At 62.1% G+C, this 20,076-nt stretch carries 19 protein-coding genes; 6 read left to right on the top strand and 13 right to left on the bottom strand.

Annotated features, from left to right (window positions below; all coding sequences use genetic code 11):
• Positions 1–12: 12 nt before the first annotated feature.
• The 4 genes from JAB8_RS25795 (at position 13) to JAB8_RS25810 (ending at position 5,251) form a co-directional block, all read left to right on the top strand.
• Positions 13–1,353 carry an MFS transporter gene (locus JAB8_RS25795; protein WP_070292158.1) on the top strand — a complete coding sequence of 447 codons (1,341 nt, stop codon included), beginning with the start codon at positions 13–15 and terminating at the stop codon, positions 1,351–1,353.
• Positions 1,354–1,367: 14 nt separating this feature from the next.
• Positions 1,368–2,501, top strand: coding sequence for a sn-glycerol-3-phosphate ABC transporter ATP-binding protein UgpC (gene ugpC / locus JAB8_RS25800; RefSeq protein WP_070292160.1), 1,134 nt, complete (start codon positions 1,368–1,370; stop codon positions 2,499–2,501).
• A 159-nt stretch (positions 2,502–2,660) separates the two neighbouring features.
• Entirely contained in the window at positions 2,661–3,968 is a 1,308-nt protein-coding gene (locus JAB8_RS25805) for a hypothetical protein (protein WP_070292162.1), read from the top strand.
• A gap of 83 nt (positions 3,969–4,051) precedes the next feature.
• On the top strand, positions 4,052–5,251 hold the full coding sequence (locus JAB8_RS25810; protein ID WP_175445256.1) for a DUF5009 domain-containing protein: 1,200 nt from the start codon (positions 4,052–4,054) through the stop codon (positions 5,249–5,251).
• On the opposite strand, the gene JAB8_RS25815 is transcribed toward JAB8_RS25810, so the two are convergent.
• The 3 genes from JAB8_RS25815 to JAB8_RS25825 all read right to left on the bottom strand — a co-directional run bounded on the left by JAB8_RS25815 (position 5,248) and on the right by JAB8_RS25825 (position 10,451).
• Positions 5,248–6,360 carry a heparan-alpha-glucosaminide N-acetyltransferase domain-containing protein gene (locus JAB8_RS25815; RefSeq protein WP_070292166.1) on the bottom strand — a complete coding sequence of 371 codons (1,113 nt, stop codon included), beginning with the start codon at positions 6,358–6,360 and terminating at the stop codon, positions 5,248–5,250. The genes JAB8_RS25810 and JAB8_RS25815 overlap by 4 nt on opposite strands.
• Positions 6,357–7,670 (bottom strand): glycoside hydrolase family 18 protein, encoded by a 1,314-nt coding sequence (locus tag JAB8_RS25820; protein WP_070292168.1) that lies wholly within the window; start codon positions 7,668–7,670, stop codon positions 6,357–6,359. The genes JAB8_RS25815 and JAB8_RS25820 overlap by 4 nt, the downstream gene beginning before the upstream one ends.
• 123 nt (positions 7,671–7,793) lie before the next feature.
• The gene (locus JAB8_RS25825) at positions 7,794–10,451 is read right to left on the bottom strand and encodes a TonB-dependent receptor (RefSeq protein WP_175445257.1); all 2,658 of its coding nucleotides are present in this window, start codon (positions 10,449–10,451) and stop codon (positions 7,794–7,796) included.
• A gap of 459 nt (positions 10,452–10,910) precedes the next feature.
• Between JAB8_RS25825 and JAB8_RS25830 the strand changes: the two genes are divergently transcribed.
• Positions 10,911–11,651: a GntR family transcriptional regulator gene (locus JAB8_RS25830; protein ID WP_070221847.1), complete on the top strand. Its 741-nt coding sequence runs from the start codon at positions 10,911–10,913 to the stop codon at positions 11,649–11,651.
• A 193-nt stretch (positions 11,652–11,844) separates the two neighbouring features.
• Here the strand turns inward: JAB8_RS25830 and JAB8_RS25835 are convergent, their stop codons facing one another.
• The 10 genes from JAB8_RS25835 to rpsP all read right to left on the bottom strand — a co-directional run bounded on the left by JAB8_RS25835 (position 11,845) and on the right by rpsP (position 19,230).
• Positions 11,845–13,308, bottom strand: coding sequence for a carbon-nitrogen hydrolase family protein (locus JAB8_RS25835; protein WP_083287933.1), 1,464 nt, complete (start codon positions 13,306–13,308; stop codon positions 11,845–11,847).
• The gene (locus JAB8_RS25840) at positions 13,305–14,123 is read right to left on the bottom strand and encodes an AraC family transcriptional regulator (protein ID WP_070292172.1); all 819 of its coding nucleotides are present in this window, start codon (positions 14,121–14,123) and stop codon (positions 13,305–13,307) included. The genes JAB8_RS25835 and JAB8_RS25840 overlap by 4 nt, the downstream gene beginning before the upstream one ends.
• Before the next feature lie 78 nt (positions 14,124–14,201).
• On the bottom strand, positions 14,202–14,651 hold the full coding sequence (locus tag JAB8_RS25845; RefSeq protein WP_070221849.1) for a CBS domain-containing protein: 450 nt from the start codon (positions 14,649–14,651) through the stop codon (positions 14,202–14,204).
• An 81-nt stretch (positions 14,652–14,732) separates the two neighbouring features.
• Complete coding sequence (locus JAB8_RS25850; RefSeq protein ID WP_070221850.1) at positions 14,733–15,068, bottom strand: DUF3579 domain-containing protein; 336 nt, start codon at positions 15,066–15,068, stop codon at positions 14,733–14,735.
• Positions 15,069–15,292: 224 nt separating this feature from the next.
• A complete protein-coding gene (locus tag JAB8_RS25855) occupies positions 15,293–16,258 on the bottom strand; it encodes a CobD/CbiB family protein (RefSeq protein WP_070292174.1) in 966 nt (321 codons plus the stop codon).
• A 97-nt stretch (positions 16,259–16,355) separates the two neighbouring features.
• Complete coding sequence (locus JAB8_RS25860; RefSeq protein WP_070221852.1) at positions 16,356–17,015, bottom strand: CoA pyrophosphatase; 660 nt, start codon at positions 17,013–17,015, stop codon at positions 16,356–16,358.
• A gap of 80 nt (positions 17,016–17,095) precedes the next feature.
• Entirely contained in the window at positions 17,096–17,479 is a 384-nt protein-coding gene (rplS, locus tag JAB8_RS25865) for a 50S ribosomal protein L19 (protein ID WP_010395528.1), read from the bottom strand.
• Between the two features lie 131 nt (positions 17,480–17,610).
• Positions 17,611–18,357 (bottom strand): tRNA (guanosine(37)-N1)-methyltransferase TrmD, encoded by a 747-nt coding sequence (trmD, locus tag JAB8_RS25870; protein WP_070221853.1) that lies wholly within the window; start codon positions 18,355–18,357, stop codon positions 17,611–17,613.
• A gap of 50 nt (positions 18,358–18,407) precedes the next feature.
• Positions 18,408–18,965, bottom strand: a complete 558-nt coding sequence (gene rimM, locus JAB8_RS25875) for a ribosome maturation factor RimM (RefSeq protein ID WP_070221854.1) — start codon at positions 18,963–18,965, stop codon at positions 18,408–18,410.
• A gap of 13 nt (positions 18,966–18,978) precedes the next feature.
• A complete protein-coding gene (gene rpsP / locus JAB8_RS28380) occupies positions 18,979–19,230 on the bottom strand; it encodes a 30S ribosomal protein S16 (protein WP_010395524.1) in 252 nt (83 codons plus the stop codon).
• A 277-nt stretch (positions 19,231–19,507) separates the two neighbouring features.
• Between rpsP and JAB8_RS25880 the strand changes: the two genes are divergently transcribed.
• The gene (locus JAB8_RS25880; RefSeq protein ID WP_070221855.1) at positions 19,508–19,942 is read left to right on the top strand and encodes an NINE protein; all 435 of its coding nucleotides are present in this window, start codon (positions 19,508–19,510) and stop codon (positions 19,940–19,942) included.
• The last annotated feature ends 134 nt before the right edge of the window (positions 19,943–20,076 follow it).

The raw sequence follows: 20,076 nt of genomic DNA on the forward strand, positions 1-20,076 counted from the left end.
AAGGAAGCCTCCATGCACGACACGCGCATCAGCACCAACATCAACATCAACAAAAAAGTACGCAGCCCGATCAGCTGGGTGCCCACCTTGTACTTCGCCCAGGGCTTGCCGTTCTACGCCGTGGCCCTGGTGGCCGGCCTGATGTTCAAGAGCATGGGCGTGCCGAACGACCAGATCGCCCGCTGGACTGGCCTGATCGGCTTTGCCTGGGTCTTCAAGTCGCTGTGGAGCCCCTTCCTGGAACTGGCGTCGAGCAAGAAGACCATGGTGGTGCTGTTCCAGTTCCTCGGCGGCCTGAGCCTGGGCCTGATCGCGCTGGCCCTGCAGACGCCGCTGTGGTTTGCCGCCTGCGTCGCCGTGCTGTTCGTCGCCGCGCTGGCATCGTCCACGCACGACATCGTCTGCGACGGCCTGTACATCGCCAGCCTGTCGGACAAGCAGCAGGCGGCCTACGCGGGCTGGCAAGGCGCCTTCTTCAACGCGGGCAAATTCATCTCGCTGGGCGGCCTGGTGATCCTGGCCGGCTACCTGGAGAAAAAGATCGGCATCCAGCCGGCATGGTCGGTCATCTTCCTGATCATCGGCGCCATGATGCTGTCGCTGGCCGCCTACCACCTGTGGGCGCTGCCGCAGGTGCGCAACGCGGCCGTGGCCGACAAGAGCGTGGCCGGCATCAGCCGCACCCTGTGGGACGTGCTGGTGGACTTCCTGAAAAAACCCGGCATCTGGGGCATGATCGCCTTCATCATCCTGTTCCGCGCGGGCGAGGCGCAAGTGCAGACCATCGGCCCGCTGTTCCTGCGCGAAGCGCGCGAGCTTGGCGGCCTGGGCCTGTCGACGACGGAAGTGGGCGCCGTGTACGGCACGGCCGGCACCGTGGCCTTTTTGCTGGGCAGCATAGGCGGCGGCTACTTCACGTCGTGGCTGGGCCTCAAGCGCGCCATGTTTTTCCTGATCCTGGCCATGAACTTGCCGAACCTGGTTTTCTACTACCTGAGCCACAGCATGCCGACCGACCTGACCCTGATCACGGCCGCGCTCAGCGTGGAGATGTTCGGCTATGGCTTCGGCTTCGTCGGCCTGATCCTGTTCATGATGCAGGTGGTTTCTGTCGGCAAGTACCAGACGGCCCACTATGCGTTCGCCACCGGCGTGATGCAGCTGGGCTTCGTGCTGTTCAAGATGATCAGCGGCGATATCCAGACGGCGCTTGGCTACAAGACCTTTTTCCTGTGGGTGCTGGTGTCGGCCGTGCCCGTATTGATCCTGTCGCGCTTCATGCGCATCGGCCCGAAGGATACCTCCGACCCGTCTGACGCCGGCGCCACGTCCGCGCCGGCCAGCGCCAGCTAGGAATCGCACAACCCATGGCACACATCGCTTTAAAGAATATCGTCAAGCTGTACGACGACAAGCACCCCGTCATCCACGGCATCGACCTCGATATCCGCGACGGTGAATTCGTCGTCTTCGTGGGGCCGTCCGGCTGCGGCAAATCGACCCTGCTGCGCATGATCGCCGGGCTGGAAGACATCACGGACGGCGAGCTGCATATCGGCGGCCAGCTGGCCAACGATATCGCGCCGGCCGAGCGGGGCCTGGCCATGGTGTTCCAGAGCTACGCCCTGTATCCGCACATGACGGTGTACGAGAACATGGCCTTCGCCCTCTCCCTGGCCGGACATAAAAAGGCCGAGGTGCGCGCCGCCGTCGAGCGCGCGGCCGACATCCTGCAGATCACGCCACTGTTGAAACGCAAGCCGAAGGACCTGTCGGGCGGCCAGCGCCAGCGCGTGGCCATCGGCCGCGCCATCGTGCGCAAGCCCAAGGTCTTCCTGTTCGACGAACCGCTGTCGAACCTCGATGCCTCGCTGCGCGTGCAGATGCGCGTGGAAATTTCGCGCCTGCACCAGGAATTGAAGACGACCATGATCTACGTCACGCACGACCAGGTCGAAGCCATGACCCTGGGCGAGCGCATCGTCGTCTTCAACGGCGGGCGCATCGAGCAGGTGGGCAGTCCGCACGAGTTGTATAACAATCCCGGCAACCTGTTCGTCGCCGGCTTCCTCGGCGCGCCGAAGATGAACTTCATCGCCTGCGAGGCCGTCGCCTGCGGCCCCGGCTCGGTGGCAGTGCGCCTGCCTGGCGGCGCCGTGATCGACATCGAGGCGCAAGGTGACGCTGTGGCGCCGGGCAACCAGCTGACCCTGGGCGTGCGGGCCGAGCATGTCAGCCTGCAGGATGGGGCAACGGCGAACAACAACGTCGTCGACGCCACCGTCAGCCATGTCGAATACCTGGGCGACGTGGCCATCGTTTACGCCAGCATGCGGGGCGTGACCGAGATGCTGGCCGTCAAGCTGCCGGCCGAGGAAGGCTTGCGCCAGGCGGGCGACGCCATGCGCCTGCATCTGCCGCCGCAGCGCTGCCTGCTGTTCGATGCCAAAGGGCAAGCCCTGGCGCGCACGTTTGGCGCTCCAGCCCAGCCGTTTATGTGACAATAGCCGTTGTTTACCATGCTGCCGCCCTTTGACTTGTGCGGTCAGGATGGCAGAATACGTGTTTTTTTAGATTCCCTGCCCCCGGCAAATGCCGCCGCACCCTGTTGCGGCAACCAGTACCGGAGCGTATTTTTGTTATTGATTGAAGGATAACCCATGTCCCAATTCCGTCTTGCCCGTCTTAGCTTGCTCCTGGCCGCCATCGGCCTCAATGTCCTGCCAGCCCTGTCGCACGCGCAGGATGCCAAGCCAGCCGCTGCTGCCGCTGCCGCGCCGGCCGATTCGGTACGTCCTGAAGTGTTCAAGCTGCTCGATCCGGTTGCCGTGAAGGCATCGATGGATGCGAAAAACTACGCCGACGTACAAAGCCGCATCGACCAGGCTGCCGCCATTCCCGCCCTGACGCCGTATGAAACGTTCGTGCTGAACCGCCTGCGCGTGGCGCTGGCCTCGACCACCAACAATGCACCGATGGCCATGACGGCGCTGGAAGCGGTCATCGAATCGGGCAAACTGGACAAGAAAGCCCAGGGCGACTTCATCCAGGCGCTGGCCAACTACCACTACAACGCCAAGGATTATCCGAACGCCATCAAGTGGTTCACCCGTTACCAAACGGAAACAGGCGACGTGACCACCATGCGCCCGTACATCATCCGCGCCTACTACTTCAGCAATGATTTCGCGCGCGCGAAACAGGAACTGATGGCCGACCTGACGGCCAAGCAGCAAGCGGGCAAAACGCCGACCATCGAAGAATTGCAATTGCTGGCCAACACGGGTTCGAAAAGCAAGGACCCGGCCACCTACCTGGTCGCCATGGAAAACCTGGTGCGCTACTACCCGTCGGATGACTACTGGAGCGATCTGCTGAGCCGCACGCAAGGCAAGGCCGGCTATTCCGACCGCTTCGCGCTCGACGTGCTGCGCCTGCAATTCAAGGCCGTGGGCACCATGCCGCCGCAAGATTACAGCGACATGGCTGAAATCGCTCTGCAGAACGCCTTCCCGACGGAAGCGAAAAAAGTGCTGGACGCGGGCTTTGCCAAAGGCGTACTGGGCACGGGCGCGAATGCCGCCAAGCACAAGAAACTGCGCGACCAGGCCAACAAGGCTGCCGCCGACGATGCGAAGAACATCGCCAGCGGCGAAGCGTCGGCCATGAAGAGCAAGGATGGCACGGGCTTGATCAACCTCGGCTACGCCTTCGTGACGATGGACCAGTTCGACAAAGGTATCGACCTGATCCAGAAAGGCATCGCCAAGGGCGGCCTGAAGCGTCCTGAAGACGCCAAGCTGCGCCTCGGTTATTCCTACGCCATGGCTGGCAAGAAAGATGACGCCATCAAGGTCCTGGAAACGGTCAAGGGCGGCGACGGCGTGGGCGACCTGGCACGCTACTGGATCCTGTGGCTGAACCGTCCTGCCACGGCAACGGCGGCACCGGCAGCAGCGGCACAGTAATTCCCGTTCCCGCCAGCATGCGCAAGGCAGTTCCCGGCTCACGCCGGGGCTGCTTTTTTTTCGACCTTTTTTCATTCACACCCATGCCGCCAGCCACCGCTCCCGCACCTGCACCTGAACGATTGACCAGCCTGGACGCGTTCCGCGGCTGCGTGATCGTCGTCATGATCTGGGTCAACTATCTGGCCGGCATGCCCGGCATCGCCTGGTGGCTCGAGCATGCGGGTCCTCGCGCCGACGGCATCACCTTGCCCGACCTGGTCTTTCCCGGCTTCCTGTTCATGGTCGGCATGGCCATACCGCTGGCCTTGCAGCGCCATTGCGGCCACGTCACGCCCACCCTGCTGGGACGCCTGCTGTGGCGCTCCGCCAGCCTGATGCTGGCCGGCGTGGTGCTGGCGAATGCCTACCGCTACGATGCGCAGGCGGCGCCGCTGCCGCACGCCCTGTATTTCCTGCTGTTTTACGTGGCCATGATGCTGCTGTGGCGCCAGGGCGCGGGCAAGCTGGAGCTGGCCGTGGGCGGCGCGCTGATGCTGTTCCTGCTGGCGACGTTCCGCGGAGAGCTGAACAGCGAATTTTCCAGCACCTGGCTGCAGCCGTCCTGGTGGGGCATCCTCGGCATGATAGGCTGGTCCTACCTGCTGTGCAGCCTGCTGTACCTGGGGTGCCGGGGCAGCGGCACGGCCCTGATGGGCATGTTCGCCCTGCTGCTCATGCTGTACATGGGCGGCATGGCGGGCAGCCTCGATTTCCTGCCGGCAGGCGTCAACGCCTTCGTCAACGTGCCGCAGGTGCTCGGTTCGACGGCCGCCAATGTACTGGCCGGCACCGTGGTGGGCCAGCTGTTCCTGCGCGGCGCGGCCCTGCGCCATGGGCAGCGCATCCGCTTCATGGCGTGGTTCGCGCTGGGACTGTTCGCTGCCGGCCTGCTGCTGCGGCCGTATCACCACATCAACAAGATCGCGGCGACGGAATCCTACACGCTCGTGTGCAGCGCTCTCATCCTGGCCTTGTTCCTCGTGTTTTATATCGTCATCGACGTGTGGCGCTGGCGCGCCTGGGCCGTGGTGCTCGTGCCGGCCGGCACCAATGCCCTGTTCGCCTACATCGTGCCCGACCTGTGGCAGCAGCTAGCGGCCGTGCTGCACCTGCCGTCTTTCTGGTGGCCGTATTGGGCAACGGGCGGCGCGGCCGGCCTGTGGAATGCCGCCGCCGTCACCGCCCTGATGCTGTTCTTCACTGCCCTGGCCACGCGTTACGGGCTGAAATTAAAATTTTAGACCTTGATGTAGATCTTGCGCTTGTCCATGGCGTAGGCAATCAGCCAGCACAGCAGCATGAAGCTGACGGCAAACAGCAGCGAGCCCACGCGCGCCGGCGCCCAGCCCGTAAACCAGTGCTGGTACAGCCACTGGTACAGGTTGCCGCCGCCGATGCGCACGGTAAACGCGATGATCACCAGCACTTCCGACACCAGGTAGATGAACAGGGTGTTCTTGCCGAAGACCTCAAAAAAATACGTCCAGCCCGTGATCTTGCGCACGTCAATGATGAACATCAGCAGCGCCAGCAGCAGCAAGTCCAGGCCGATGCCGAGCATCACATAAGAGCTGGTCCACAGCTTCTTGTTGATAGGCAAAACTTCGTTCCAGCACAGGGCCACGGCCACGCACATGACGCCGGCCACGGCCAGCCGAACCAGGCTGGAACGCCATTGCGCCGGCGCCGCCTGGCGCACGAAGCTGCCCGCCAGGTAGCCGGCAATCACATTGACGATGGACGGCAAGGTGCCGAGGATACCTTCCGGGTCGAAGGCGATGCCTTCGCCGTGGTACAAATGGCTGTCGCCCAGCAGGAACAGGTCGAGCTTGGCCGGCGCATTGCCGTGCAGGCTGTAGTCGCCAAAACAGGCCAGGATGGCCCAGTAGCCGAGCAAGGCGCAGGCGCTGAAGACGAGCGCGCCGCGCGTCTTCCCGTAATGGAGGATCAGGGCGGCGGCCAGATAGCACACGGCGATACGCTGCAGCACACCGGGAATACGCGTGTGCGACAACGGCGACCAGGCGAACTGGCCCGCATCGTCGATCTTGAAGAAGGGAAACCAGTACAGCAAAAAGCCGAGCAAGAAGATCAGCGCGCTGCGCTTGCACAGCCGGGCCAGCACGGCGCCGTGTCCCAGGTGTTCATACTTGCCCAGCGCAAACGCCAACGCATTGCCGACGACAAACAAAAAGCTGGGAAAGACCAGGTCCGTGAGGGTAAATCCATGCCATTCGGCATGCAGGAAAGGCGCATACACGGCGCCCCAGTCGCCAGGCGTATTGACGACGATCATCAGGGCGACGGTCAAGCCGCGCAGGACGTCGAGGGCGAGGTAGCGTTGGCTCATGGCTGCGCCCCCTGCAGGACAGGTGCCAGGGCCGTGCCCAGCGCATGCTGCGCGTCGCCGCTCAATTCCCAGAACATGCCACCGCGCAAGCCCTTGTCGCGGATATAGCGTACTTTATGGGACACCGACTGCGCATCTTCATAGCTGATGAAGACGCCGCTGTCACGGTTGTACAGATACGGTACTTGCGACGCCGCATTCCAATGGCGCTGGAAGCCCCGCGCGCCCTTGCCATCGGCCAGGTAGCCGTGCTCGAGCAGATGCCGGTACGTGAAGGTCGGCGTACCGGCATTGCCGCTGGCCGCGCCCTGGCAAAGCTGGTACAGGCCATCGCCCCGGGGACCGGCGGCGCACTGCTTCCAGCCATAGCCATAGAAAGGCACGCCCAGGACAAGTTTGCTTGCAGGCACGCCGGCGCGCAGGAAGCGCGTCACGGTAGCGTCCGCATACAGGGCCTTGTCGCGCTGCGGATCCGCCGGGTCCGCGTACAGAGGCGCCAGCTGGCCACTCTCGGCATCCCACACGCCGCGGTAGTCATACGTCATCAGGTTGATCCAGTCCAGCTGCGCCGCGAGGCGGGCCATCCAGCCGGACGCGGCATCGCTGTCGTCGGTCAGGCTGGCATGCGCACCGGCGGCGATGGTGATCAGGTAATGGCGGCCGGCAGCCAGCTTGCCCGCCTGGTCGAACGCGCTGCGCAGTTCGCTGGCCAGGCGCACATAGTTTTCCTTGTCGCCGCTGCGGTGGCAGACCCTGCCTTCGATACAGGGAATGCCTCCCGTGGCCGGATGTTCCCAGTCGATATCGACGCCATCAAGGCCATGCCGGCGCACCAGCTCCAGCGCGGAAGCGATAAACGCCTGGCGCGCGGCCGGCGTGGCGGCCACGTCCGAAAAGCGGTTCGACCAGATCCAGCCGCCCACCGACAGCAGGACGCGCAGCCGTGGATGACTTTGCTTGAGCGCATTGAGCTTGCGCAAGTTGTCGGCATCGGCTTGCGGTGCCGGCAGCACGATGCTGCCGTTGGCCGGCCGGGACGGCTGGCCCTGCGCATCGAGGCAGGCGCTCACGCCGCCGCCCTCGGGCGCGGGGTTGCCGTGTTCGCCATCCCAGCAAATGTCGGCGAACGCGTACTGGATCAGGCTGACATTACCGGCGCGAATATTGTGCTCGTTAACGGGAAAATCGGCCGATTTCCAGCCAGGATAATAAGCTACCACTTCCGGCGCCAAGTTCGGCGCGGCGGGAGCGGCGGAGGCGGCCAGTGGCAGCGCGCAGGCGAAGCAAGCCAGCATTGCGTGTAATGTCATCGGAGGTATCCCACCATATAAAAAAGCCATCTTGCAATAAAAAAATGGCGGAGCCAGCTGCGCTCCGCCATTGTCATGCCATCCCGGGTGTCCGCCGGGAGGCATCCACTACATGAAAACGTCTTACATCTTGCCTTGCAGTGCCAGGTAGATCTGACGGCCGTTCTTGTAGAACGCGCCTGGCATATCGTCCGATCCAGGGGTCTTGATGGTCGAACGCGACAGCGGATTGTTGAGGTCCTTGCCGTCCAGGGTGATGGCCAGATTCTCCGTCAGCTGGTAGGCGATCGATGCGGACAGGCCGCCGATGCCAGCCTGGTAAGCGGCGCTGCGGCGCGAGGTACCGTTCAGGAATTCCGAACGGTAGCTATACGTCAGGCGTGCGCTGAACTTGTCGTTCTCAAAGAATGCGCCAATGTTATACGCATTTTTCGAGGTGCCGATCATGGTGCATTCGCCGAAATCACCGCATGGCGAACCCTTGACGTTGCCCGTTTCCTTGCCATCGGTATAGGTGTAGTTGGCGTTCACACCAAAGCCTCCCGGCAATGCTTGTACATACGACAGTTCCAGGCCCTTGACTTCCGCCGTGGTATTGGTCGGCGTGCCAACTTCATACTGGGTGAACTTGTTCTGCAACTGGTTGTAGAACGTCGTCACACCTTTGCCGTAGGTCACATAACCATCGAGCGACGAGTAGAAGATGCCAGCCGAGACCATCGATTTTGGCGCGAAGTACCATTCCACGCCGATATCGGCGTTGTTCGAGCGGATAGGACGCAGGTTAGGATTGCCGGCGTTCCCGTCGAGCTGGTTGTCGCGCAGATCCAGGCCAGCCATCATGCCCAGTTCAGGACGGGCCATGGTGCGGCTGATGCCGAAACGGCCGATGATATCCTTCGTCACGTCGAGTCGGAAGTTAGCGCTAGGCAGGAAATCATTGTAGGTATTCGTGTAGTTCTTGATTTCGTACTGGGCAGCCGGGTTCAGCTCGTAGCGGTTGACGTCTTCCTTGGTGTGCACATAGCGCACGCCGAAGTTACCCGACAAGCCTTCCGTGCCGAAATTCGCCATCGCATACACCGACTGGGTCGGTTCCTTGATGTTGAACTCGGACTGGCGCAGGTTGCCTTGGTACGTGGCGTTATCCTTGAGCCACTTGTTGACGCTCGCTTGCGAGAACGTCCAGTAACCGGCGCCGTTCACGCCCAGGTCGTTGAAGTTGCTTGGGAACGAGGTCAGGCCGCTCATCGGCAGATTCGCGGTGACGCCCAGCGATGGCTTGGCAACGATACCGATCTGTGTCAGGTCACGCTTGTGCTCTGCAACGCGGGCGCCGAATTCCACCGACGAGATCGCTGGCAAGTCCAGTTTCAGAATACCGTCGATCTGGCCGTAGGTTTCCTTGTCGTTCGCGGTAACGTGCGAACCGTAGGTGTAAGGCGTTGCCTGACGGCCACCGATCGAGAATTTATCAGCACCCGGCGTATCGTAAATCACACCGTGGCTGGCGCCGTTCTGGGTGTAGCCGCCGCCCGTCCAAGGCATCCAAACGCCGAGCGCGCCGCTTTCCGTATTGCCCACGCCCTTGGTCGTGCCGACTTTACCCGAGAAGGTCAGGCGGTCGTTGACGCGGTATTTGGCATCGATGTTAAAGAAGTCGGACTTGCTTTCCGCCACAGGACGGCTGAACTCTTCCTGCACAGCGCTTGAATAACCTGCGCAGACGGCGCCGCAATTGGCTGGAATCGTGGTGTGCAGGCTCGTGACGACGCCCCCCTTGTAAATGCCGCTGACGTTGCCAACAGGGTAGCCGCCCTTGTTGCCCGTTTCCAGGCCCACGGTCTGGATGAAGTTATGGTTGATGTTCGGCGCATCGAGTTCGGAATGGAACAGGGTGAAGTCCAGGGTCAGCGCGCTGCTTGGCTTGATCTGCACGTCGATCAGGCCGCCCTTGCGGGTGCGTTCCTGTTCGAACCAGGCGGTGCCGCCCATGTAGTTGACGCGGCCACCGGCCGAACCTGGCAAGGCGCCAGCAACCGCCGAATCCGGCTTGACTTCGTCATACCAGACGCCATTTTCCTGGCCGACGCGGCTCAGTTTGCGCTTCTGATAGAAGCCCTGCACCATCACACCCATGGTGTTGGCATCGTTCTTCCAGTTCAGCATGCCGCTCACTTGCGGATCTTTCTTGCCTGAGTTGGACGAGTACACGGCGCCCAGGCTGACCTGGCCCGTAATCTGTTTCTTGAAGTCCAGCGGTTTGCGCGATTCGATATCGATCACACCCTGCGCGCCGCCTTCCAGCAGGTTCGCTTGCGAACCTTTGTGCACGGTGACGCGGCCGATCAGTTCGGAGGGAAACAACGAAAAGCTGACGCTGCGGCCGCCGCCGATAATGTTGTCGGCAAACCAGTCGCCGCTGCTGACGGAGTGGCCATTGAAGGTGGTCAAGGTCAGGCCGAACGGCGTGCCGCGCAGTGCCACGCGGTCATTCTCGCCAAAGCTGCCTTCGTTGCCGCCCGCAGCGGCAACGCTGACGCCTGGTACGCGTTGCAGCGAGTCGGCGATGTTTTTGTCAGGCATCTTGCCCACGTCTTCAGCCGTGATCACTTCGACCAGGCTGTCGGAATTGCGTTTTTGGTTCAAGGATTGTTGCAGCGATGCGCGGATACCCGTCACGACGACGGTCTGGCCTTCATCGACATCGGCCGTCGCTGCCGGCTTGGTCTCTTTGGCCACGGCTTCCTGCGCATGCGCCGAGAAACTCGCGCCTGCCATCAACATAGCCACAGCAGCGGCGATAGGCGTCAAATTGCGTGCTGCAGAGCTAGCTGTCAAATTGCGTTTCATGTACTCCCCCTTGATTTAGGCTCCAGGATTGGAACCTTTTCATTTTTAACGTAGGTCTTCTTTCCAGCCCGCCTACTACTGCGGCATGCTGCAGACCCTTCGGCACAACCACTTACAAAACCAATTCAACGCCAATATACTACTATCCAATACCAGAACACTACCAGTTGCAACTTTTTTTTTATAACGTTGTTTGAATCACACAGACCACTTCAGCGAAATCAATTTGTAGCCCGTATGAGCGGGATAAATACCAGCGAGGGCAGGCATAAATTGCCGCCCTGATAATTCAAATTGGTTTTATAACGGTCTTTTTTGGTATTATCCAGCGACATAAAACAGATACAGAGCGCGTCTGCAACGCGCCGTAACGGAGACCTTCAGCGTATGACAACCCTGGCTCACATCATGCAAGGCCTGGGGCAGACGAGTAGCCTGCCCCTGTACCAGCAACTGCAGCGCGCGCTGCGCGAAGCGATCGACAAGCGCATCCTCGGCCCCGACGAAGCCCTGCCGGCCGAGCGCCAGCTGGCCAGCGACCTGGCCGTGTCGCGCATCACCGTGCGCAAGGCCATCGATGGCCTCGTCAACGAAGGCTTGCTGGTGCGGCGCCCCGGCTCGGGCAATTTCATCAATACGCGCATCGAAAAAAACTTCGCCAAACTGACCTCTTTTTCCGAGGACATGCGGGCGCGCGGACGCACGCCGCGCAGTGTGTGGCTCAAGCGCGCAGAGGGCACCGTGACGCCGGAAGAGGCCTTGCGCCTGCGGCTGTCGCCGGGCGCGCCCGTGTACCGCTTCCACCGCATCCGCTATGCGGACGAAATACCGATGTGCCTGGAATACGCGACCATCGTCGCCAGTTGCCTGCCGGCGCTCGACGCCGTCGACGTGTCGATGTACGACGCGCTGGAACAGGCGGGCAACCGGCCCGTGCGCGCCCTGCAGCGCCTCAGCGCGCTGTTGCTGACGGGCGAGCAGGCCAGCCTGCTGCAGGCGGAGGAAGGCGACGCGGGCTTGTCGGTGGAAAGGCTGGGCTTTTTGCGCGATGGCCGCGCCGTGGAATTTTGCCGCTCCTACTTCCGCGGCGATATGTATGACTTCGTGGCTGAATTAAGTACCAATTAATACCAATCGCCGCATTTCACGAATACCAGATAACACCATTTATTGCAGTGCAATATATATGCCGCCATCACGCCTATTATATGCACAGCCATGGCGAATGAATCGGCGGCGATTATGTGACCTGCGTACGGAGAATATAAAAAGGGCTGCGCAATGCGTTTTTGCGCATTGCAGCAAAATCTGACTTTTCCCATCAGGAAGAAGGCATGGCGCGGCATCCCGTACACAGCAGCATCACGCCCAGTGTCACGCAGAGCCAGCCGAACAGCGGCCCCAGCCATCCAGCCCAGGTGGCGACGGACGGGTGCGCCGGCAGCGGCGCCAGCAAGGTGCTGCCCGGCATGGCGCTGCTGGCCCGTTCCGCCAGCACGCGGCCATACGCGTCGCTGACCGTCAGTACCCCCTCGCGCGCCGCGCGCAGCACGGCATAACCGTTTTCCACGCCGCGCACCACCGTCATGCGCGCGCCCATCCAGCCGTCCAGCTGAAAATCCCAGGCCGGCACCAGCATCGCCTGCACCCCGGCCGCGCCATACGCCTGCCCCAGGGGCGCGAAATGCATGTCCTTGCAGATGGCCAGGCCCATGGCTTGCCCCGCCACCGGCTGCACGGCATACGCGCTGCCGGCAAGAAAATCGCGCTCGGGCGGCGCCAGGTGATGTTTTTGATAGCTGACGGGCGCGGCGCCATCGGGCGCGAACAGCCAGGCCAGGTTGCGCCGGCCGGCAGCATCCTGCACGCCGATACCCAGGGTAATCCACGCACCCGTGCCGCGCGCCAGCGCCTGGAAACGCTGCCGCACGGCATCCGCCTGCGCGGGCGCCAGCACGGCTATCTTTTCCGGCAACAGCACCAGCCTGGCGCCCTGCCCGGCCAGTTGCACCACGTGGCGCGCGTACTGGTCCCAGACGGCTTGCGCGCGTGCCGGCGGCGTGGCCGGGCCGATGAAGTCGTCGATGGCCACCAGTCCCGCCAGTGGCCCGCTTGCTGCCGGTGCGCCCTGCACGCGCCAGGCGCCACCGCCAAACGCAGCCGCCAGCAGCAGCAACGTTGCCCCCGCCGCTGGTGCATACGCACGTCCGCCGGCCAGCAGCAAGGCCAGCGCGGACGGCGCCAGGCACAGCAGAAACAGCAGGCCAGGCACGCCGGCCAGGGCCGCTACCTGCAATATGGCAACATTGTCCGCTTGCGAATACGCAAGGCTGCCCCAGTTACCATCGGGCAGCAAGGCCGCCATCAGGGTATCGATAGCCACCCACAGCACGGGGTACCCCAGCACCGTCCACGACGCCCGGTAACGCAGCACGAGGCGCCGCGTGGCCAGCACTACCAGCAGCCACAGCAGTGCCTTGACGGTGATCACGGCCAGCACGGCCGGCAAGGGCATGAGCAGGCGAAAATAACTGAAGTTGGATGACAGACCCAGCACGGCCGCCAGGAAGGTCATCCAGGCCGCGTCGCGGCGCGACGAGCGCAGGGCCAGCCACAGCACGGGCAGCGGCGCGCACCAGGCCAGCGGGCCCAGCGGCTGTGGCCCAAGCACCCAGTACAGGGGCAGGCCCGCCGCCAGCGCGGCGGCGGTTTGCGACAGGCGACGGCGCAGCGTGGTGGTGCCGGCGAACAGGGCCGGCGCAGACAAGGTATTGAACATGCTCATGCTTTCAAGGGGAGCCAGATTTCCACGCCACCGACGCCGCTGGCGGGATCGAATTGCCGGTCGTAGCGCTCAAAATCGGGCGCGTCGGCCACTTCCAGCCCCGACTGCGGCAGCCACTCGTTCCACACCGTATGCCAGGTGCCGCGGATGGTGGAAATGTGGCCGCGGTGATGAAACACGGCGTAGCGCTGCGGCGCGATGCGCAGCCGCGCCCAGCCGTCGGGAGCCTGGGAAAAGTCGGCCACCGGCATGGCGCACAGGTAGTCGAAATTGCCCGCGTCGTCATTGTTGCAGCAAAGGCCATACACGAGCTGGCCGGGCGCCACATGGGGCAGGAAGCGCTGCCACAGAGCGGGGATGCCGGCAGACGATTCCGCGCAATACCGCTCAACGAGGCCCGCCACCAGCAAGGCGGGCCCTTGCTCGAAACGGGACGGCGCCAAAGGCACGCCCGGCGCCACATCCATTTTGATGGCGTCCACCAGCGCCAGGTTGGCGACGTGGCGCTGGGCCCGTACCGTTTCCGGCGTGACGTGGAACTGTTCGCGGAAGGCCCGCGTAAAGGCTTCATGGGAACTGTAGCCGGCCTCCAGCGCGACGGCGAGGATGTCTTGCGCGCCCTGGGCCAGCGCGCGCGCCGCCTCGCTGAGCCGGCGCGCCCGCACATAGCGCATCACGGAGTGGCCCGTGGCCAGGCCGAACGCGCGCGTCAAATGACATGGCGAAGCGCCGCCCACGTGGGCGATATCGCCGAGCGAGAGATCGTCCGCATAATGCGATTCGATATACCAGAGTGCCTTGGCCAGATAGTGCATGAACGCTTCCCGTTGAACGAGCAGCGACTGTAGCATTTTCAGCAAGCCGTGGCTTGACCGGAATTGCGCAATACGCGCTTACTTTCTGGTGCGCTTTTCGTGGACCAGCTGGCCGCTGCTGATGCGCGCCAGCTCGGCCATCTCCTGGGCCAGGAAGGCCAGCAAGTCGTCGATGCTGACGACGCCGGAAAGCGCGCCCAGGCTGTTGACCACGGGCAGGCGGCGGATGCCGTTGACGCGCATGCGTTCGATGATGTCGTAGACGTCTTCGTCTTCGCTGGCGGTGAGCAGTTGCGCGCTCATGATGTCGCCCACCAGCAGGCTGGCGGGGTCGAGACCGAGGGCGATGACGGAAATGACGATGTCGCGGTCGGTGAGGATGCCGATGGGGACGCGTTCGCCGTTCGGCTGTTCGGCCACGATCAGGTCGCCCACGTGGTGCTGGCGCATCAGCAGCGCGGCGTCTTGCACGCTGGTGTCACGCTGGCAATGGATGGTATGCAGGGTACAGATGTCGCCGATGCGCATGTCGCCGCTCCGTTTGAGGCAGAGTGTCCACGCTACGCCAGCCCGCCGTGGCGGGTTTGAGGCAAATCAATTGAAACGGTCTTACTTTTCTTCTGGGGGCGGCAAGAAGCAGGCTTCGACGATCTGCAGGTCGTTATCCTTGGCAAATTCGCGCACGAAGTGAAACGCCATCGGCTCGATCTCGCGCAGCTTGGTGTTGACCACCACCGACTTGACGCCATTGACGACGGTCGGGCGCACGTAGGGCGAATACTGGAGGTGCGCATTGCGCCCGCCGCCGTCGGGATTGAAACAGGACATCACTCCGCAAAGGCGCTCGGCCCAATCGCTGGGTCGGAATTGCTTGCCATTGCTGGTGAGACCAAGGATGAAGAACTCGTCTGAGAGTTCCCCTGTTTTTTGAGATAACTCGGCCATGTGGCTTGTCGGGACTGGATTGCGTGAATGGCCCCGGCGGGTAAGCCGGGCTGGTAGTCAACTACGTTTGCTGCGGTAAGCCAGTATTATATCTTATAGAAGACTTGGGTTCTACCTCCATCTGCCCTGGCGATGCAAACAGGGGCCGGCACGCCTTGCGCGCCAGCCCCTATTTTAACCTTGTTCCACGCGCAAGGCGCATGGATGGCGCATGTGCGCCCGCGTCAGCCGAGGAAAACGGCGCCCGACATCAACAGCAGCAACAGCATCCACAGCAGCAAGGCGCGCCAGACGAGGCCCACCGTGCTCTGCAAGGCGCGCGCGCCCGGCTCTTCGCCCGGCAGGATATCGCTTTCGCTTTCGCTGTCGCTGTCGTCAACGGCCATGTCGGGCGTGACGAGCACGCGCGCGGCCGTTTCCGCTGGCGTGCCCAGGCGTACGCCCATGGCGCCGCCGCCGGCCGTCAGGATGATGCCGATGGACTCGTCCTGCCAGCGCTGGGCGAAATTGCGCCAGGCGTAGATGGCGTCCTCGAAATTGCCGACCACGGCAAACGCCACGGCCGTCAGGCGCACGGGGATCCAGTCGATCCAGTAAAAGGCGCGCGCGGCGAACTGGCCGAACGCTTCATTGCGCATGTGCTCGGGCTCGTTCCAGGCGCGCGCCAGGTATTCGGCCACGCGGTACATCACGGCGCAGGCAGGGCCCAGCGGCATCAGGAACCAGAAGAACACGCCAAACACATTGCGGTGCGTGGTGATCAGGGCTTTTTCCACGGCGATGCGGGCGATCTCGCTCGCTTCCATGCCCACCGTGTCGAGCTTGGTCCAGTCGGCCAGCAAGGTGCGCGCGGTCGCTTCGTCGCCGGCGCTCAGGGCCAGCTGGATCGAGGTGAAGTAATGGCTGTAATGACGGAAGCCCAGGGTCAGGTAGACGATGAGGACGTTCCAGGCAAAGGCCAGCAGGGTCAGCTGGTAGTGGAGCAATATCCAGTACACGCCCGCCGTCGGCACCATCAGCGCGCCGATCATGAGGAACCAGCCCATGCGGCCGTGGCTGGCGTGGCCGGCATTGAACCAGGTCTCCATGCGCATCGCCAGGCTCTTGATTTCGGCGTAGATCGGATTGTCCGCGCGCAAAGGTTTGAGCTGCTCGATCAGCAATGCGCAAAGTATGGAGAGAAATGTCATCAAACGTCCTTTTTGTCTTTTTCAGCAATACCGCAATGCCCGCTACGATAGCGCAGTGCCGTGCTGGAATCAAACTTATTACGTGCGCGGCGCCATTTTACGCGCGCAGCAGGTGAAACAGATTGCGCAGCATGCCGGCCGTGGCGCCCCAAATGTAGAAGCGCTCGTACGGCATGGCGTAGAACGAGCGCCGTCCGCCCGGCAATTCCACCGACAGGCGCTGATGGTTGAGGCCATCCATGAGGAAGGCCAGCGGCACTTCGAAGATTTCTGCCACTTCGGACGGGTCGGCGCGCAGTTCGAACGGCGGCGTCACCAGACCCACCACGGGCGTGACCTGGTAGCCCGTGCCCGTCAGGTAGTCGGGCAGGCAGCCCAGCACTTCGATGTGCTCGCGCGCCAGGCCCACTTCTTCTTCCGTTTCGCGCAAGGCCGTGGCCACGGGCGAGCCATCGAACGGCTCGCTGCGACCGCCGGGAAAGCTGACCTGGCCCGCATGGCTGCTCAGGTGGTCCGTGCGCATGGTCAGCAAAATGGTCAAGCCCTGCGGCCGCTGCACCAGGGGAATGAGGACGGCGGCGCGCACGGGCACGGCGCGGGCGGAGAGGAAATCCTGGGTGATCTCGGGCTGCCAGTCAGGCTGTTCGGCCAGGCGCTGGCGCAGCCAGTCCGGCGTCAGGCGCACGGCGTCCAGCGCCGCCTCGCCGGCGATCGAATCGATGGCGAGTTGTTTTGGATCAAATGCGATGGTGGCCATGGCAGCTTGTCCCATTAGCAATTCTAAATAAAAAAAGGGGCACCAATACGGTACCCCTTTTCCCAACGCAGACGCTGATATTACGCGCTTGCTTTCGCCACAACGCGGCGGTTTGGCAATTTTTCTTTGATACGCGCCGATTTACCCGAACGCTCACGCAGATAGTACAGCTTGGCGCGGCGAACATCACCACGGCGTTTCACTTCGATCGAAGCGATCAGCGGCGAGTACAGTTGGAACGTACGCTCAACGCCTTCGCCGGACGAGATCTTGCGAACGATGAAGTTCGAGTTCAGGCCACGGTTACGACGGGAGATAACGACGCCTTCGTAAGCCTGGGCGCGCTTGCGCGTGCCTTCGACTACGTTGACGCTGACGATAACGGTATCGCCTGGTGCGAATTCAGGAATGGTTTTACCCAGACGAGCAATTTCTTCCTGCTCTAATTGTTGAATCAAGTCCATTTTTAACACTCCGAAAACCATCATGCCGGCGCACTGTGGATAGCAAGTATCCGCCCGGTAGAGGATGGGTAACACAATATGGGCAACATGCCCGGCACTACTGGCCACCCTGCCGGCCGTCCGGAGACGGCTTACAGGCTGGCCAAGAATTTTTCGTCGGTCTTGCTGAGCAAGCCGGCGGCGCGTGCACTGACCAGCAGGTCAGGCCGCTTTGTCGCGGTCGCTTCCAGCATGCGCTGGCGGCGCCACTTGACGATCTCGGCATGATTGCCACCCATCAAGACGGGCGGCACGGCCATGCCTTCGTATGTTTCCGGCCGCGTGTAGTGCGGCGAATCGAGCAAGCCATTGACGAAGCTGTCCTCGATGGCCGATGCCTCCGTGTTCAAGACACCGGGCAACAGGCGGATCACCGCATCCATCAGCGCCATGGCGGGCAATTCACCGCCCGACAGGACGAAGTCGCCCATGCTGATCTCTTCGTCGACGCACCGGTCCAGCAAACGCTGGTCCACGGCTTCATAGCGGCCACACAGGATCACCAGGCCAGGCTCGGCTTTCAACTGCGTGACGCGCGCGTGCGTCAGCGGACGGCCTTGCGGCGACATGAACACCACGCGGGGCGCCGCCAGTCCCAATTCGGCCTGGCGTTGCTTGGCGGCATTAATTGTCGCTTCGAGGGGACGGGCCATCATCACCATGCCGGGGCCGCCGCCATACGGGCGGTCATCCACGGTGCGGTGATTGTCGGTCGTGAAATCACGGGGATTCCACAAGGACAAGCCACATTTCCCCTGCTCGAAGGCGCGCCGGGTCACACCCGACTGCGTCAGCGCGGCAAACATTTCCGGGAACAGGGTCACGACATCAAATTGCATCGTTCACCATCCTGCAACGTTTGCCCGGCGCAAAGTCATGCGCAGGCGGTTTAATAATCGAGGCCCCAGTCGACCGTGATCTTGCTGGCAGCCTTGTCAACGTTAATGACAAACTGGCCAACAAACGGGATCAGGCGCTCAGGCGCCTTTTCAACGGTCTCATCGGCACTGGCGACGGGCGTAACGCGCAAGATCGACTGCGGACCATTGCTCATCATGTCGTGCACTGTGCCGAGGCACTCGCCTTGCAAATTCTCGACTGTCAGTCCGATCAGATCGGACCAATAAAATTCATCGGCCGACAGCGTCGGGAAATGGCTACGCGGAATTTGCACAGACACGCCTTTCAGCGCTTCTGCGGCATCCCGCCCGACCACACCCACCAGCTGGGCCACGACGTCGCCGCCGTGTAACTTCGCTTGCCTGACTTGAACATCATGCAAGGTCGGTTTATCAAACCACCAGGTTTTGACGCTTAATAATGCATCCGCATCGTCGGAGAAAGGAGTGATCCTGACCCCGCCAGCAATGCCATAAGCACCGGAGACATAGCCTACCTGTACCAGGTCATCGGGGACTTTCACCCCGGATGCAGTCTTGACCGTCAAACCAGTGATCTAATTAAGCTGCTGCTTTGTTGTTGCTGGCTACCAGGCGAGCAACGGTTGGCGACAATTGTGCGCCAACGCCTTGCCAGTAGGCCAGACGGTCTGCGGTGATACGCAGTGGAACTTCGCCACCTTGCGCCATCGGGTTGTAAAAACCGATACGCTCAATGAAGCGACCATCGCGGCGATTGCGCGAATCAGTAGCGACGATGTTGAAGAACGGGCGCTTCTTGGCGCCTCCACGAGCTAAACGAATAACGACCATAATATTTCCAAAAAGTGTGCTGAGGCGGAAAAAGCCGCAAATTATAGCGCGCTTTACCGCCAGGCAGCAAGCGTTATGATGACGGGCGTGTAATTTGGGCTAATCAAACATTATGACCAGTCAGGGCCGAAGACGCAATAGGCGTCTGCGTCTATCGTGCCGGCCATGGCTTGAACTCAGGCGAAATCATTGCATAAACGCCACAGGAAAGTGCTATCGTTGTGCGAGGCAATGACCGATACTGGCAATCTTTACTGATGAGCAACTCTGGAGTCCCATGACCACCGCTACCATTTTGCAACAGTCGCACAAGAACAAGGCATTCACCACCTTGCTGGCCTTTTTGCTGGGCACGCTGGGCGCACACCGCTTCTACCTGCACGGCGCCAAAGACCGCTGGGGCTGGCTACACCTGGCCGCCCTGCCCGCCAGCGCGCTGCTGCATCAGCTGTTTCCCGAGGCGGACTGGTTTTATCAGATATTGCCGCTGACCCTGTCCGCCCTGGGCGGCTTCCTGGAAGCGCTGGTGCTGGGCCTGATGCCGGACGACAAGTGGGACGCCCGCTACAATGCCGCATCAAGCCGCGCGTCGGACACGGGCTGGCCCCTGGCCGTGGTGCTGGTCGCTACCTTGATGCTAGGCGCGGGCGTGCTGATCGCCACCATGGCGCGCCTGTTCGACTTGCTGTACACAGGCGGCGCCTACGGTTAATTTCCGCATGGAAATGACATCTATCCGTCGCCCCGCACGCACATGTAAGTGTTGGTAAGCAATCATGATTTTCCTCTATACTGCATTCACAATGCCAACATTACTGGCTCATTTAACACCCCCTAGGAGAAGAT

Source organism: Janthinobacterium sp. HH106, from assembly GCF_001758725.1.
Taxonomy (GTDB): Bacteria; Pseudomonadota; Gammaproteobacteria; order Burkholderiales; family Burkholderiaceae_D; genus Janthinobacterium.